The following is a 15,260-nucleotide window of genomic DNA, read 5'->3' as shown; positions in this document are numbered from 1 at the left end:
CGCCCAGGCGATCTGCTCGCCGTGGCCTTCAGTGCCTGAATGCGATCGTGAGCCAGCTCGATGCCACGCCCGTGATGCCGACGAGCGTCGACGGACGTCTGCGAACGGCGATTATGAGTTACTGCGGTCGAGCGCGTGCAGGGTGATCGATGCGGCACTCGCCACAAGCGTGTCGTCGAAGTCTGCGTGCGGGTCGTTCCGCGACGTCAGCACCGTGATGATGATGGGGTCCTGTCCGGGGCGCGTGACGACGGCGATGTCGTTGCGGATCGGACCTGCGCCTCCCGATTTGTCGGCGACCGTCCAGCCGGCGGGCGCGCCGGAGCGGATGAGGGCGTCTCCGGTCCGGTTGTCGCTCATCCAGTCGACCAGCAGCGCCGCATCCGCAGCGGACAACGTGGAACCGTCCAGGATCCGCGTAAGCGAGGCGGTGAAGGCGGCGGCGGTCGTGGTGTCGTCGGTGCTGCCGGGTTCGATCGTGTTGAGAGTCGGCTCGTCGTTCACGACCTCCGTGGTGGCATCGCCCAGCTCGGCGAGTGCGTCGTCGAGGGCTGCGGAACCACCGATCCGGTCGACGATGAGATTGAGAGCGGCGTTGTCGCTGACCCGGACGGCCGCTTCGGCGAGCTGCGCGTAGGTGAGGCCGTCCTCGACGTGCTGCGACGTCACGGGTGCGTGGCCGGCAGCGGCGGCTTCTTCTGCCGTCCAGTGCACCATCTCATCGCGGGCTGCGCCCGGCACGGACTGGAGGAACACTGCAGCGGCGAAGGCTTTGATGGTGGAGGCGAAACCGAAGCGGCGGTCCTCGCCGTACGAGACGGATTCGCCGGTTCCGGTGTCGACCGCCATGACGCCGACAGTCGCGTCGTACTCCCTGTTCGAGTGCCGTCAGTTCGTCTGCCACGAGCCCGTCGAGGTCCGTTGTGGTCGCACGGGCCGTCGGGGATGCCGGGGCAGCGTCGGCGGCAGGCGGGGGCGCGCCCACGCACCCCGCGAGCGCGAAGCCGGCGAGAAGGCAGCAGAGGCTGAAGGCCGGAGTTCGGCGCATGTGGTCACGCACCGAGGAACGCTCCGGTTGGCGCGAGGACGAGGTCTCGCACGTTCGTGAGCAGCGAGGTCACGCGGCGGGCCACTCGCTCAAGACCGCGTGGACCGCGAGCCGCAGACTCGTCGTCTCGGCCTCGATGCCCACGGCGTCGGAAGGCAGCGCGCGTTCGGTCATGAGCCCCGCCAGCACGGTCGAGAGGAACCGTGCTCGCTCCTCTACTCGACCGGCGGGGACCGCGCCCTCGTCGATCAAGACGGTCAGCCATTGCGCGATCCGATGTCGCCCCATGCGGTCCAGCGCGATGTAGGTGGCTGCCTCGTCTTCGGACGGAGCCGTGGCCACGTACGCCTCGTAGAGCGCCCCCCACTGCCTCCGTGCGCTTTCACCCACGCCGACTTGACGGAGGATGAGCTGCAAGCACGCGATGAGTCGCTCCTCCGCCGTCAGAGAGCGGTCGTTGATCGGATCATCGGGGAGCTCCAGGTCGTACATCGCGGCCACCACTGTCTCGATGAGCTCCCGCTGTGTTGGGAAGAAGTGGCGTAGCGACCCCGTGCTCACCTGAGCGCGGGCGGCCACTGCTCTCACGCTCAGGCGTGCGGTGGGGTTCTCGCCCAGCATGGTCGCCGCGGCGATGAGGATCTTCTCCCGCGTTCCCGGTTCCTTCGACGCTTCGTCCATTTCTCCCTCATGAGCCATCCGTCTATAACAGTGTGCTAGTTTAGCCCGTCGTCGGCTATCACGCTGTATTAGATTATGGAGGGCGAGATGATGGCGGGAAACAACTGGCGGAACCGTCGCGTCCGTGTCGGTTCCGGCGAACCGCTGCGCCGCTATCGCTGGTGGCAGATGTTCGGCCGGTCTCTCCGATCGATCACGCTGCGCTCTGACGCCGGCACGATGTCGACGTACACGATCGACGTCCGTCATGCCGGCGATATGACCGACGGCGAGATCCGTGCGCGTCTCTACGTCGACGGAGCTCTGCAGTCCTACGCGAAGATGCCCACACGCTTCGCCGTGCCTGGCGGGCACATCGAGGTGGCGATCACCGGGTTCGGGCTCAAGCGGTGCCACTATGTGCGGGCAGACGGCACCGAGCAGCAGCTGTCGCCCGATCCTCGATCCGCCGAAGGGCGTCGCGCTCGTTTGCACGAGCGGCATCCCGGAGTGAGCCGCGTGATCGGCCTCGTCTCCATCGCGTTCGTCGTGGTGGGCCTCAGTGTCGAGGTCCCTCAGATCATCGAGGCCCTCTCGAAGATCCCCCTGATCGCCGACTCGATCGGTACCTTCACCTCTCCCCTCCGACTCCCGCTCGAGCTCAATCTGCTCGTCGGTCTCGCCGCTGTCCTCGGCAGCACGGAACGAGCCCTGCGAATGCGTTCGAGCTGGATCGACGAGCTCGCCAGCTGACCTCTCCGAAAGGGATGACCATGCATCAGATCGGCCCTGCCACGACACCGGTACCGCATGTCGGCGACAGCCCCGGCGTGGGGAGAGGAGGCCGCCCCTTCGGAGTGCACTTCCGGATGGCGGGGTGGAAAGCACTCATCGTGATCGTGGCGCTGCCGGCGACGCTCCTGGTCACTCAGCTCGGGCTGTACCTGCTCGCGGGACTCGTCGAAAGCGGGGACCCGTTCGCACCCGAGCTGACGCCCCTGAAGCTCCTGGCGGCGAACATCAGCACCGGCCTCACCGCGTTGTTGGCGCTCGCCCTCGTCGGGTGGTTCGCGAAGGTGCCGTGGCGCGTCGTCTTCAGCGCGCCGCGCATCTTCGACCGCCGTCGTCTGGTGACGTACTTCCTGGGCTCGCTCGCGATCGTCGGCCTGGTCATGGGGGCAGTCGGGCTGACAGCTGCGGAACAGGTCGGCTGGACCGGGCTCTCGATCACCGGCACGACGGCAGGCCTGCTCATCGTCATGCTCCTCTCGACGCCGATGCAGACCGTCGGTGAGGAGATCATGTTCCGTGGCGTGCTTCTGCCCGCTGCCGGGTCATGGTTCCGGTCTGCGAAGCCGGCCTTCCTTGCGGGCCTCATTCTCTCGAGTGCGATGTTCGCCCTCCTGCACGGTTCCAGCGACCCGCTGCTGTTCGCGTACTACCTCTTCTTCTCCGTGTGCACGGCGGTGATGGGACTGCTCACCCGCGGACTCGAAGCAGCGATCGCCTTTCATACGGCGAACAACCTCCTGACGACGACACTCAACGCGGTCTTGAGCGGGGGCGGTGCTGTTGCTGTCGATCGCTCAGAGGGGTCCACCGGCGGGTTCGCCCTTCTCCTGCCCGCAGCCGGGAGCCTCGCAGCGCTCGTCATGGTCGGGATCCGGGAGCGTTCGCGCCGCCGCGCCGGGACGCACCGCTAGGTTCGCCGGGATGGCGACGCTACCGGCCCGCTGCCACATTCGCGAGACTCTCGGCGAGCTCTTCCGCGCCTTCAGGGACATCGAGCGCGGTGTGACGAGGGAGCTCCCCGTCCTCGCCGCGAGCGTAGAACGCAGCCAGGAGCGCGATGATGTTCGGGTACCAGTCACCACGTACGATCGGCGACCGCGGCGATCGCTCTCATCGCGCGGGCGGCACAGCTGGCACTGACGGATCCTCGCTTGCGGTTCTGCGCAGGCGCCGAGTGCGCGCGAAGGCGGCAGCGTACCGCCGTCGCGTCTCCGCGAGGTCCTAGTCCTATCGGAGCTCCGACGCCCGCAGGGCCCGTTGCGTCGAAGCCGATCGGTCAGACCTCCCCGGCGGTCAGCAGCGCGTCGAGCTTCGCGTAGCCGTCGTTGACGCCGACTTCCATGCCCGACTCGAGCCAACCGTCGCGCGCTTCGAAGGAGTCGACGAGCGACTGTGCATGCAGTCGGGTGCGCCCGTTGCCGAGATCCTCGAACCAGAGCGTCTCGAGGGAGACGTTCTCCGGCATCGCATCCCAGGTGAAGGTCTGCACGATACGGTCCTCGGTCACGTCGTGGAAAGATCCGTGGAAGCTGTACTCCTCGCCACCACGGATGTTGCGCATGCGCCAGCTGCCGCCGGTGCGGGCCTCCCACACGTCGAGCACGGTGGTGACGTCATTGGGTCCGACCCACTGGGCGTAGAGCTCGGGGTCGAGGTGTGCGCGCATGAGCTGCGCGGGGGTCGCGTCGAAGTCCCGCGTGGTGCGGATGATCGGGAGAGTCGGGTCGGCCTCGATGGTGGCGGTGGTGGTGGTCATGGCATGCTCCTCATTCGTGGTGTTCGGCGGGTGCCGAGTCGTCCTGCGGTAGCTGTGCGAGCAGCGCGTCGAGGCGCGTGAAGCGCTCCTCGGCCTGTCGCTGATGGCGCTCGATCCATGCCGTCATGAGACCGAGCGTCTCCGCCTCCAGGTGCACGAGCCGCCGCTGGCCGTGCTTGTCCTTGGTCACGAGACCCGCCTGCTCGAGCACGGTGATGTGCTTGGAGACGGCCTGGAGGCTGACGTCGAACGGGGCCGCGAGTTCGCCGACAGTCGCATCCCCGACCGCCAGTCGTGACACGATGTCGCGACGGGTCGGATCGGTGAGCGCCTGGAAGACCTGGTTCAGCGTCGCCGCGTCGCCGGTGGATTCGCCCGAGGTCCTGTTCATGATGTACTCCTCAACCGTTTGGTTGAATATGAGAATACGAACCGGACAGCTCTTTGTCAACCGTTTTGTTGAGAACGGATGCTCAGCCGAGCAATTCCACCCCGAACTCGGAGACGACGGCGCGCAGTTCGGCGAGGTAGCGCTGCGCCTGCTCGGTCAGCGGGATCGCCGAGTGACCGATCCATCCGATCTCGATGTTCTCGTCGACGTCGAGCGGGATGGCGACGATCTCGGGGTCGAGGTCGTCGCTGATGATGCCGGTCGAGATGGTGTAGCCGTCGAGGCCGATCATCAGGTTGAAGATGGTCGCGCGGTCGGAGACGCGGATGTCCTGCGGGCTGGAGAGGGTGGAGAGGATCTCCTCGGCGAAGTAGAAGGAGTTGTTCGCCCCCTGGTCGAACGTGAGCCTCGGCACACCGGTGAGATCCGCGAGAGTCACGCGATCCCGGGTGGCGAGCGGATTCTTGCGGGAGATGAAGATGTGCGGGTCTGCGACGAAGAGCGGATGGAAGGCGAGTCCGGAGTCGCGGAGCAGCTTGTCGATCACGTTGCGGTTGAAGTCGTTCCGGTAGAGGATCCCCAGCTCGCTGCGGAGGGTGCGCACGTCTTCGATGATGTCCCAGGTGCGCGTCTCGCGCAGGGAGAACTCGTACTCGGTCGCCGCAGTCGCCTTCACCATGCGCACGAGGGCGTCGACCGCGAACGAATAGTGCTGCGTCGAGACGCCGAGGAGCCGCCGGGAGGGCGGACGCCCGAGGTAGCGCTGCTCGAGGAGTGCCACCTGCTCGACGACCTGCCGGGCGTACCCGAGGAACTCGACACCATCGGTGGTGAGTGTCACACCGCGAGCGGAGCGGATCAGCAGTTCGCGTCCCACTCTGCCCTCGAGATCCTTCATCGCCGCGGACAGGGTGGGCTGGGCGACGTAGAGCAGGTCGGCGGCAGCACTGATCGACCCCTCCGCGGCGACCTCGATGTAATAGGTGAGCTGCTGCAGGGTGATGCCGTTCGAACGCTTGGCCATAGATTCAACCTATGCCACGGCATAGTCGACGCGCATTACCCGATGGGAGCCTGCAGTCGTCATCATGGAGAAACCCCGATCGAGGCCGAGCCCGGCCGATCTTCCACCGATTGGCCGCTCATGGCATCCGAATTCACGTTCCGCATCACGACGACCCGTTTCGACGAGGACTACTCGCCGTCCGACGACTCGCGCATCACCACGAACTTCGCCAATCTGGCGCGCGGCGAGCACCGTCAGCAGAACCTCCGCAACGCCCTGACGATGATCGACCGACGGTTCAACGATCTGGCGCACTGGGACAACCCGAGCCGTGATCGCTACACCCTCGAACTCGAGATCGTCTCGGTCGCGATCCAGTTCGCCACGGAGGGGGAGGATCGGGAGTTCCCTCTTCTCGAGGTGCTGGAGGTGACCATCGTCGATCGCCTCACAGGCGCGCGCACCCAGGGGATCGTGGGCAACAACTTCTCCTCCTACATCCGCGACTTCGACTTCAGCGTGCGGTTGCCGGCGGCCAGCGAAGCCGCTGGCGGATTCACCGTTCCCGACGACTTCGGCGACCTGCACGGCAAGCTCTTCCAACACTTCCTCGACTCCGAGGCGTACCGGGAGCGGTTCGCGCTGTCACCCGTCATCTGCATCAGCGTCTCGACGAGCAAGACGTACCGCCGCACCGAGAACCACCACCCGATCCTCGGCGTCGAGTACGAGCAGAAGGATGGCTCGCTGACCGACGAGTACTTCGGCAAGATGGGCCTCTCGGTCCGCTACTTCATGCCGCGGGGCAGTGTCGCCCCGCTGGCGTTCTACTTCCGCGGGGATCTGCTGAACGACTACACGAACCTCCAGCTCATCGGCACGATCAGCACGATGGAGACGTTCCAGAAGATCTATCGGCCGGAGATCTACAACGCGAACTCCGAGGCGGCGAGCATCTACCGGCCGACGCTGGAGCAGCAGGACTATTCGGTGACCAAGATCGCCTACGACCGCGAGGAGCGGAGCCGGCTCGCGACCGAACAGGGGCAGTACGCGTCGGATCACCTCATGAAGCCGCACGGCGAGCTCCTCGAGAGATGGGCCGCCGGCCGCTCCGCTGACTCGCTGGTGTCCGTCGGATGACGAACGGACGAGCCCCGATCATGCCCGGGATCCTTCCCACGTCGATCGTCGGCAGCCTGCCCAAGCCCTCCTGGCTGGCCGAGCCCGAGAAGCTCTGGTCTCCGTGGAAGCTGGAGGGCGATGCCCTGGTGGAGGGCGTGCAGGACGCGCTCCGCATCACCGTGCACGAGCAGCGTCAGGCGGGCATCGACATCATCAGCGACGGGGAGCAGTCGCGCCAGCACTTCGTCACGACGTTCATCGAGCACCTCTCCGGTGTCGACTTCGACCAGCGGGAGACCGTGCGCATCCGCGACCGGTACGACGCCAGCGTGCCGACCGTGGTCGGTGCGGTGAGCCGCGAGAAGCCCGTGTTCGTCGAGGACGCGAAGTTCCTCCGCCAGCAGACCGACCAGCCCATCAAGTGGGCCCTCCCCGGTCCGATGACGATGATCGACACGCTCTACGATCGCCACTACAAGAGCCGCGAGAAGCTGGCCTGGGAGTTCGCGACCATCCTGAATCAGGAGGCGAAGGAGCTCGAGGCGGCCGGCGTGGACATCATCCAGTTCGACGAGCCCGCCTTCAACGTCTTCTTCGACGACGTGCAGGACTGGGGCGTGGCTGTGCTCGAACGCGCAGCCGAGGGGCTGCGCGCGGAGACCGTCGTGCACATCTGCTACGGGTACGGGATCAAGGCGAACACCGACTGGAAGGCGACCCTCGGCTCGGAGTGGCGGCAGTACGAGAAGTCGTTCCCGCTTCTGCAGCAGTCGAGCATCGACACCGTCTCGCTGGAGAGTCACCACTCGCACGTTCCTCTGGATCTCATCGAGCTCATCCGGGGCAAGAAGGTCATGCTCGGCGCCATCGATGTCGCCAGCCGGACCATCGAGACTCCGGAAGAGGTCGCCGACACGCTCCGCAACGCCCTCCGCTTCGTCGACGCGGACAAGCTCGTGCCGAGCACGAACTGCGGATTGGCGCCGTTGTCGCGTGACGTCGCCCGCGGCAAGCTGCGGGCGCTCAGCGCGGGCGCCGCTCTCCTTCGCGAGGAGCTCGCCTCCGCGCCCTGATGGGCCTCGGCTTCCGCGCAGCGGTCCGAGGAGGTGGCGAGCGTGAACGCCCTCACGTCAGAGGCTTTTCCGTCGGGCGCGTGTCCGGCGGTATGGTCGCGGGATGGATCTGCAGAGCATCTGGCCGCTGTTCGGCCTCTCGATCGAGACTCCCCGCCTGCGGCTGCGTCCCGTGCGCGACGAAGACCTCCCCGGCCTGGTCGATGCGGCCCTGGGTGGGGTGCACGAGCCGGAGCGCACGCCGTTCGGGTTCCCGTGGACGGATGCACCGGAAGACGAGCTGCCGGGCAACATGGCGCGGTTCCATTGGAGTCTCCGCAACCGCGTCGCCCCGCACGACTGGACGGTGGCCTTCGCCGTGCACGAGGGGGAGCGGATCATCGGCGCGCAGGATCTCGCGGCGTACGGGTTCTCGGATCGCCGCACCGTGAACACCGGATCCTGGCTCACCCGCTCCGCCCAAGGACAGGGGTTCGGGACGGAGATGCGGGCCGGCCTGCTCTCGTTCGCGTTCGACACCCTCGGGGCCGAATGGGCCGAGTCCAGCGCGGCGACGTGGAATGAAGCGTCGCTCCGCGTCTCCTCGAAGCTCGGGTACCTTCCCAACGGTGTGACGCGCGTCTCGCCACGGGCCGGGGAACCCGTCGACGAGCAGCGGGTGCGGTTGCGCAGGGCGGACTTCGTCCGTCCGGACTGGGCGATCACCGTCCGTGGCCAGGGCCCCGCTCTGCGGCAGCTCGGCATCACGGCGTGACGCGACGACGCGCGGCGTGAACCGCAGCGCAGGCAGCAGGTCGGGCTCGGAGCCCCGTTGATGGCGATCGGTCCGTGCACGGGACGCTCGGTAGTCTGGCGCGCATGACGGATTCCGCAGCCATCCCCACATCGCGCCCGATGGATGCGTGGCTCGACGCCCTCAGCGAGCCCACCGGCTCGCCGGGAGGGGGAGCGGCGTCGGGGGTCATGCTCGGAATCGCGGCATCGTTGATGCGGATGGTCGCCGGTTACACCCCGGACGAGCCCGCCGTGGCCGGGAGCGCCGACCGTCTCGCGCGTGTTCGCACCGATCTCCTGGAGGCGGTCGAAGCGGATGGCGTGGTGTCGGCGCGCTTCGGAGCCGCGCTGGCGCTCGACGCCGACGACCCGGAGCGGGACGAACGGGTCGCACAGGCCGCCCTCGACGCCGCCGCTTCCGTGGCGGAGCTCGGCTCCCTCGGCATCACTCTCGTCTCGGACGCAGACGCGCTCGCCGCGGACGGAAACCCCAACCTCGCGGTGGACCTCGCTGTCGCGATGGAGGCTCTGGTCGCGGGGCTGTCGGGTGCGTCCGTGAATCTCCGCGCGAATCTGAAGACGGCGCGCGCCCACGGTGCATCCTCTTCCCTGCTCGGCAGCCGGGAGGAGGACGTCGCGCGTTTGGCCGAAGCGCGGACCCGGATCGGGCGGATCTCCGCCGCGCTGTCCGCCCGCCTGGAGTGACGACGCGTCCACCCACGGTCGCGGATTCCCGACTCCGTTAGGCTCGCGTCATGGCACAGCCGCAGTCCCCCGGCCGGGGCGCCGACCCGAAGGCAGGCCACGACGCGGCGAGACGGCGGCGGACGGTGTGGACCGTGATCGTGACGCTGCTCGTGCTGCTCGTGCTGTTCTATGGCGCCCGCGTGGCATGGCTGTCCATGATGGCCACAGAGGGCGACGTGCCTCCCGCGTCGGCCCTTCCGCTCCCTCCCGGGGCGGAGATCCTGGGCGACAGCGTGGGCTGCGGCAGCGGAGGCTGCTCCGTCACGTTCACAGTGCGCCCCCCAGCCGGGCAGTCTCCGCACGCTCTCGCCGAGGAGATGGGGGCGACGCCGCAGCTCGCCGTCCCGGGGAACTTCTTCGATCCGCGAACCGTGTGGGTGTCGGCGCGGCCTGCCGGCCCCGTCCTCAACCTCGTCGTGGACTACTGGTCGACGGAGTGGGTTCCCTGAGCCCTTCGAGCGAGTGCGTCATCGAGCAGTCCGGCGGCAGCGCTGATCGCGGGTTCGCCGTCCTCGATGTCCCAGAGGGTGTTCTGGAGAAGACGGGCCCAGGTCCACCCGACTGCGCGGCCGCGGTCGAGGCCCAGCATGTCGGTGAGAAGGTCGAACCGCCGCCTGACGATCCGGGGGGCATCCGCGCGGGTGGGGTCGCTGCTCCATCCGCTGTCCAGGGCCGGCCACAGATCGAAGCCGGCGTCACCGATGAGCGGCTCCGGGTCGATCGCCAACCACGGTTCGCGCTCCGCAGCCAGCACGTTGCCGAAGTGCAGATCCCAATGCAGGAAGCAGTCGCCCGGCTCGGCGACCAGCTCGGCGACGCCGCGCACCCATCGGTCGAAGCGCCTCCGATCCTCGACCGGCAGCTTCTTCGCCGCATCCGGCGCCGCGTCGAGCATCTGCTGCACCACCGTCTGCAGGCGCGGAAGACCGGCGGGAGTCGGAACGCCGTGCAGACGCGCGAGGAGGGAGCCGACGACGCTCGTGGCGTGGTCATCGCGGATCGACTCCAGCGTGCGGTCGGCATCGAGTCGCTCCAGGAGCATGGCGCCGCGGTCGGCGTCGCTTGCGAGCAGTCGGACGATGCCCTGGCCGTCCCATCGGGTCAGGCCCAGAATCGCCGCGTCGACCTCCGGCCCGGGCCTCTGCACCTTCAGGGCGGCTTCCTTCCCGTCCGCCTGCACGACCGGAACGACGATCCCCGCTTCGCCGGACCGGTTCGGGCCGTCACGACGGAGATCCCAATCAGCCAGGAGCTCGTCGGCCGTCCGCATGCGGAGCCGAGCGCTCCGAGCGGAGCCCGGTCCGTGGCGGTCTCCCGTGCTGGGGGTCGGGGCGGTGGCGCGGGGCGTCGGGTCCACGATGCCAGTCCATCACAGTGCGGCGAGTCCCGTGGCCGCCGCCTGGGCTACCCCTGCGCGGCGTTCCGCTCGTCGTCGGAGTTCGGGGTCCAGCCGTACCAGCCGCCCGAGGCGGGGATCACGCTCCAGTCGCCGCAGACGAAGACCGTCTTCGCGTCGTACGCCGACGGAGCGTCGTCGAGTGTCCACGACGGCGCAGACGTTCGGGAGGTGTCCACGCACTCGGCCGGGAGCGACGCAGACGCGCTCCGCAGCAGGATGACGGCATCGGCGGCGTCCTTCATCGTCGACGTCCTGACCGTGATGGCGGTGGCGTCGTCGGGCACCCAGTCCGCCTTCACCGGTGCCTCCGCACGGAAGGCGGCGCTGTCGTCGAACGTCTGGGTGGACTGCTTGTGCACGAGCCCGTCGACGGCTGCGCATCCGCCGAGCGTCAGAGCGCCGCCGAGGAGAAGGAGGGCGGTGGCGGGGAGGAGCAGGCTTCGTCGTGTCATGCTTCCAGCCTCATCGACGTTGCGGGCCGACGCGTCAGCCTGGGGAGGTATCCCTGCTCCGCCGAGGGAGGGATCTCGTCCGCATCAGCGCCACGCGTCGGCGACGCCCTCGCGCATCTCGGCCCCGGTGACGTCGCGGAGGAACGCGACCTGGGCGACCATGGCCTGCTTCGCCTGCGGGGTGTCGAGCGCCAGCTGGTACTCGTGGCCGACCGTGTCGGGTGTCGTGGCCGGGTCGAAGAACAGCTCCGTGATGTCGACGCCGGCCCCGTCCAGCGCCTGCGCCCACTCCTGGTTCTGCTTCAGGAGCGGGTCGGCCGGGCCGGTGGAGACCAGGGTCGGCGGATACTCCGCGTCCACGTACTTCGGGAGCGCCGTGTAACGGAACTCCTCCGCGTCGAGGAAGGACTTCGTCCCGGAGTACGACCACATCACGGTGCGCATGAAGAATCCGAACGTGTCGTTGTCGTAGTCGACGGTGGTGGGGTCATAGGGGCCGCTGAACAGGACGACGCCGCGGAGCTGGTCCGCCGCGACGGATGCCGGCAGCCCCGCGGCCTCCGCGTAGTCGGGCTGCGCGATCGCCATCGCCGACTGCGCCGCGATGTGGGCCCCGGCGGAGTCGCCGGCGAGGACGAGACGTTCCGGATCCACTCCGAGCTTCTCGGCGTGCGCGACGACGTAGTCGATCGCACGATCGACCTGGCGGATCGGCGTCGGGTAGACGGCTTCGGGGGCATGGGTGTACTCGACGTTCACGACGGTGAAGCCGTGCGAGGCGAGAACCTGGAGGTAGTTCCGCAGCGGTTCCTTCTGTCCGGCGATGAAGGCGCCGCCGTGCACCCAGAAGATGGTCGGCAGCGGAGCATCGGCGTCGGCGGGGCGGAACACGTCGAGCCGGCCCTCGGCCGAGGACTCGTCGTAGACGAGGTCGAGGTCGGCATGGATGTCGTCGGGGACGTACTCGGCGGCGGTCTCGGCATTGTGCAGGCCGGCGGGGTCGGGAGCGGAGCGGATGATCCAGACGCCGGGCCAGGGGCTGACGTTCCAGAAGATCGCCCCGGCGACCGCGAGCGCGGCGATGACGCCGACGATCCACAGGACGACGCGAACCCACCGCTTCATTCCGCCCGACCCCCTCAGGTTCTGATGCCGCACAGACCGGACGGGCTGCGCGCGTTCGAACCTATCGCGCCTCTGCCTCGGGCGCTGTCGCCGGGCGACCCTATGCTGACGACATGAGCGAAGACGCTGGCCGCGCAGTGATCGCGGATCTCTCTCGCATCCCCAATCCCGATGCGATCGACCGCACCGCCTTCGTCGAGCTCGGGGGCGTCGAGCAGTTCGTGTCGATCCGCGGCCGAAGCGCGGCGAACCCGGTCCTCATCGTGTGCCACGGCGGCCCGGCGCTGCCCTCGCTGCCGTCATCGTGGATCTGGCAGCGCGCGGTCGAGGACTACTTCACCGTGGTCAACTACGACCAGCGGGCCAGCGGCAGGTCGGCCGGGAGCGTGACCGAGGGGATGGATCTGCGCGTCGACCGATACGTCGACGATCTCGTGGAGCTGATCGCCTGGCTCCAGGATGAGCTCGGCGTGCGGAAGGTCGGCGTCCTCGGTCACAGCTGGGGGACGATCCTCGGCCTCACCCTCGCCGAGCGGAGGCCCGACCTGCTGTGGGCGTACATCGGGGTCGGCCAGGTCATCTCCGGACCCGAGAACGAAGCGGAGAGCTTCGGGTTCGCGATGCGGAGCGCGATCGCGGACCAGAACCGGCAGGCCATCGCGGAGCTGCAGGGCCTCGGCGACTACCCCGGAACCGAACCGCTGACCATGGACCGGATCGTGACGTGCCGGAGATGGGCGCAGTACTACGGCGGCCTCTCCGCGTACCGATCGGATTTCGCGTACTTCACCGAATCGCAGGAGCTGTCTCCGTACTACACGGACTCCGACCTGAGTCTGATCGGCGTGGGACAGCAGGCGACCATGCCCCAGGTGCTGCCCGCCCTGCTCGGCTTCGACGCACGGGATCGGACCGCGTTCGAGGTGCCGATGCTCCAGTTCCTCGGACGCCACGACTGGACGACGCCCACGGGTCCCGTCGCGCGCTGGCTCGAGCACGTGACGGCACCCGCCACGCATGTCGTCTGGTTCGAGAACTCCGCGCACCTGTGCATGTTCGAGGAGCCGGGGAAGTTCGTCGTGAGTCTGGTGACGCACGCTCTTCCCCATGCCGCGGCCGAGTAGGACGGCGCTGTTCCGTCAGCGCTCTTCGAGCAGCCGATCGCGCACCTGACGGCGCAGCACCTTGCCGATGAGCGAGCGGGGGAGCTCATCGACGGCGGTGATGCGCCGGGGCACCTTGTACGGGGTGAGGCGGGTGCGGCAGAAGTCGCGCAGGGCGTCCACGTCGAGGACGGCGCCCTCACGGAGGACGACGGCGGCGGCGACATCCTCCCCGCCGTGCGGACGCGGGAGTCCCACCACCGCCGCCGCGGCGACGTCAGGGTGCGCTTCGAGCACGCCCTCCACCTCGCTCGGCGACACGTTGAACCCGCCCGTGATGATGAGCTCCTTCAGGCGATCGACGATGGTCACGAATCCATCGTCCGAGACCCCGACGATGTCGCCCGTCCGGAGCCAGCCGTCGGGCAGCAGGGCATCGGCTGTGTCGCCGGCGCGCCCCCAGTACCCCTGGAACACCTGCGGTCCTCGGATGAGGAGCTCCCCGCTCTCCCCGGCCGGCCGGTCGACGGTGGGATCCGCCGGGTCCACGACGCGGATCTCCGTGCTCGGGAAGGGGACGCCGACGGTGCCTGGTCGACGGGTGCGCCCCATCGGATTGCCGAGCGCGACCGGAGAGCTCTCGGTCATGCCGTACCCCTCGACGAGGATTCCGCCGGTGGCCTCCTCCCAGCGCTCGACGGTCGCGACCGGCAGGCTCATGGCGCCCGAGATCGCGAATCGCACGGTCGAGAGATCGATGGTGCCGCGTCCCGCGGCCCGGGCCAGGGCGTCGTAGATCGGCGGCACCGCCGGGAGGAACGTGGGCGGGGCGGAGCGCACGGCCGCCGTCACCAGATCCAGATCGAACGTCGGGAAGAGGACGAGGCGGGCGCCGATGCTCATCGCGAAGGTGAGGCACAGCGTCATCCCGTAGGCGTGGAAGAGCGGGAGGACCCCGTAGAACGTCTCCTCGCCGTCGACGAGGCCCGGGACCCATGCCCGACCCTGCATGGCGTTGGCGCGGAGGTTCGCGTGGGTGAGGATCGCCCCCTTCGGCACGCCCGTGGTGCCGCTCGTGTACTGCAGCAGGGCGGTGTCGCCCAGCGCGGGACCCGGTACGCGCCGGGAGAGCCGCCGGTGGTCGACGAGCTTCTTCCAGGGGAGGAGATGCCGCGCCTCAGGCCTCGCCGTCAGCTTCGCTTGGGCCGACCGCGCCTGGGGGAGCGGAAGGCGGAGCGCGAGCCGCTTCGACAACGGCATCGCCTCGGTGAGGTCGACGCTGACGATGTGCTCGACGCGGAGGTCGCTCGGGAAGCCGGCGATCATGTCGGCGGCCTTGTCCCACACGATGGCGACCCTCGCGCCGTGGTCTTCGAACTGGTGCCGGAGCTCGCGCGGTGTGTAGAGCGGGTTGTGCTCCACCACGATGGCCCCGAGGCGCAGCGTCGCATAGAAGGCGATGACGTGCTGCGGGCAGTTCGGCAGCACGAGCGCGACACGATCGCCGTGGACGACGCCGAGTCGGCGCAGACCCTCCGCCGCACGCTCGATCTGCTCTCCGAGCTCGCGATAGGTGGTGACGGCTCCGAAGAAATCGAGTGCAGGGCGCCGGGCGAAGGCCTTCACGCTGGCGGCCATCATCTCCGGGAGCGTCTGCGTCGGTCGATCGATCTCCGCAGGAACGCCGTCCGCGTAGGAGTCGAGCCAGGGTCGCGAGTCGAGAGGATGGGCCGTCATGGTCCCATCCTGCCTGCTCCGACCTATCTGCACACCGAGACCGGACTGTGGGTAGCATGGGCCGCAACGCCC

16 protein-coding genes and 1 pseudogene are annotated in these 15,260 nt (G+C 68.4%); 8 read left to right on the top strand and 9 right to left on the bottom strand.

Going from position 1 to position 15,260, the window contains the following annotated elements:
- Positions 1-111: 111 nt before the first annotated feature.
- Positions 112-867, bottom strand: a pseudogene (gene bla / locus CSX12_RS15970) (class A beta-lactamase); the annotation flags it as partial.
- Positions 868-1,117: 250 nt separating this feature from the next.
- Positions 1,118-1,729 (bottom strand): helix-turn-helix domain-containing protein, encoded by a 612-nt coding sequence (locus CSX12_RS15965; protein WP_124896429.1) that lies wholly within the window; start codon positions 1,727-1,729, stop codon positions 1,118-1,120.
- Positions 1,730-1,816: 87 nt separating this feature from the next.
- On the opposite strand from CSX12_RS15965, the gene CSX12_RS15960 reads away from it, so the two are divergent.
- Both CSX12_RS15960 and CSX12_RS15955 read left to right on the top strand, forming a co-directional pair.
- Positions 1,817-2,461, top strand: a complete 645-nt coding sequence (locus tag CSX12_RS15960) for a hypothetical protein (protein ID WP_124896428.1) — start codon at positions 1,817-1,819, stop codon at positions 2,459-2,461.
- Positions 2,462-2,481: 20 nt separating this feature from the next.
- Positions 2,482-3,411: a type II CAAX endopeptidase family protein gene (locus CSX12_RS15955; RefSeq protein WP_164479595.1), complete on the top strand. Its 930-nt coding sequence runs from the start codon at positions 2,482-2,484 to the stop codon at positions 3,409-3,411.
- A gap of 365 nt (positions 3,412-3,776) precedes the next feature.
- On the opposite strand, the gene CSX12_RS15950 is transcribed toward CSX12_RS15955, so the two are convergent.
- The 3 genes from CSX12_RS15950 to CSX12_RS15940 all read right to left on the bottom strand — a co-directional run bounded on the left by CSX12_RS15950 (position 3,777) and on the right by CSX12_RS15940 (position 5,671).
- Positions 3,777-4,256: an SRPBCC family protein gene (locus CSX12_RS15950; RefSeq protein ID WP_124896426.1), complete on the bottom strand. Its 480-nt coding sequence runs from the start codon at positions 4,254-4,256 to the stop codon at positions 3,777-3,779.
- Between the two features lie 10 nt (positions 4,257-4,266).
- Positions 4,267-4,647 carry a metalloregulator ArsR/SmtB family transcription factor gene (locus CSX12_RS15945; RefSeq protein WP_124896425.1) on the bottom strand — a complete coding sequence of 127 codons (381 nt, stop codon included), beginning with the start codon at positions 4,645-4,647 and terminating at the stop codon, positions 4,267-4,269.
- An 82-nt stretch (positions 4,648-4,729) separates the two neighbouring features.
- On the bottom strand, positions 4,730-5,671 hold the full coding sequence (locus CSX12_RS15940) for a LysR family transcriptional regulator (RefSeq protein WP_124896424.1): 942 nt from the start codon (positions 5,669-5,671) through the stop codon (positions 4,730-4,732).
- Between the two features lie 120 nt (positions 5,672-5,791).
- Here CSX12_RS15940 and CSX12_RS15935 point away from each other — a divergent pair, with 120 nt between their 5' ends.
- The 5 genes from CSX12_RS15935 to CSX12_RS15915 all read left to right on the top strand — a co-directional run bounded on the left by CSX12_RS15935 (position 5,792) and on the right by CSX12_RS15915 (position 9,821).
- Positions 5,792-6,796 (top strand): DUF1852 domain-containing protein, encoded by a 1,005-nt coding sequence (locus CSX12_RS15935; RefSeq protein ID WP_124896423.1) that lies wholly within the window; start codon positions 5,792-5,794, stop codon positions 6,794-6,796.
- A gap of 20 nt (positions 6,797-6,816) precedes the next feature.
- Complete coding sequence (locus CSX12_RS15930) at positions 6,817-7,851, top strand: methionine synthase (RefSeq protein WP_124896422.1); 1,035 nt, start codon at positions 6,817-6,819, stop codon at positions 7,849-7,851.
- A 103-nt stretch (positions 7,852-7,954) separates the two neighbouring features.
- Complete coding sequence (locus CSX12_RS15925) at positions 7,955-8,605, top strand: GNAT family N-acetyltransferase (RefSeq protein WP_124896421.1); 651 nt, start codon at positions 7,955-7,957, stop codon at positions 8,603-8,605.
- 104 nt (positions 8,606-8,709) lie between these two features.
- The gene (locus CSX12_RS15920; protein ID WP_124896420.1) at positions 8,710-9,330 is read left to right on the top strand and encodes a cyclodeaminase/cyclohydrolase family protein; all 621 of its coding nucleotides are present in this window, start codon (positions 8,710-8,712) and stop codon (positions 9,328-9,330) included.
- Positions 9,331-9,380: 50 nt separating this feature from the next.
- On the top strand, positions 9,381-9,821 hold the full coding sequence (locus CSX12_RS15915; protein ID WP_124896419.1) for a hypothetical protein: 441 nt from the start codon (positions 9,381-9,383) through the stop codon (positions 9,819-9,821).
- Here the strand turns inward: CSX12_RS15915 and CSX12_RS15910 are convergent.
- The 3 genes from CSX12_RS15910 to CSX12_RS15900 all read right to left on the bottom strand — a co-directional run bounded on the left by CSX12_RS15910 (position 9,794) and on the right by CSX12_RS15900 (position 12,348).
- Positions 9,794-10,729 carry an aminoglycoside phosphotransferase family protein gene (locus tag CSX12_RS15910; RefSeq protein WP_241160489.1) on the bottom strand — a complete coding sequence of 312 codons (936 nt, stop codon included), beginning with the start codon at positions 10,727-10,729 and terminating at the stop codon, positions 9,794-9,796. The two genes, CSX12_RS15915 and CSX12_RS15910, sit on opposite strands and share 28 nt — an antisense overlap.
- 47 nt (positions 10,730-10,776) lie before the next feature.
- Positions 10,777-11,223 carry a hypothetical protein gene (locus CSX12_RS15905; RefSeq protein WP_124896418.1) on the bottom strand — a complete coding sequence of 149 codons (447 nt, stop codon included), beginning with the start codon at positions 11,221-11,223 and terminating at the stop codon, positions 10,777-10,779.
- An 84-nt stretch (positions 11,224-11,307) separates the two neighbouring features.
- Positions 11,308-12,348: an alpha/beta hydrolase gene (locus tag CSX12_RS15900; RefSeq protein ID WP_124896417.1), complete on the bottom strand. Its 1,041-nt coding sequence runs from the start codon at positions 12,346-12,348 to the stop codon at positions 11,308-11,310.
- Positions 12,349-12,461: 113 nt separating this feature from the next.
- On the opposite strand from CSX12_RS15900, the gene CSX12_RS15895 reads away from it, so the two are divergent.
- Entirely contained in the window at positions 12,462-13,472 is a 1,011-nt protein-coding gene (locus CSX12_RS15895; RefSeq protein ID WP_124896416.1) for an alpha/beta hydrolase, read from the top strand.
- 15 nt (positions 13,473-13,487) lie between these two features.
- On the opposite strand, the gene CSX12_RS15890 is transcribed toward CSX12_RS15895, so the two are convergent.
- Positions 13,488-15,188 (bottom strand): long-chain-fatty-acid--CoA ligase, encoded by a 1,701-nt coding sequence (locus tag CSX12_RS15890; RefSeq protein WP_124896415.1) that lies wholly within the window; start codon positions 15,186-15,188, stop codon positions 13,488-13,490.
- Between the last annotated feature and the right edge of the window lie 72 nt (positions 15,189-15,260).

Source organism: Microbacterium sp. Y-01 (assembly GCF_003856715.1).
GTDB classification, from domain to species: domain Bacteria; phylum Actinomycetota; class Actinomycetes; order Actinomycetales; family Microbacteriaceae; genus Microbacterium; species Microbacterium algeriense.
The sequence above is the reverse complement of the archived record's forward strand: the minus strand, read 5'-3'. Positions and strand labels throughout refer to the sequence as shown.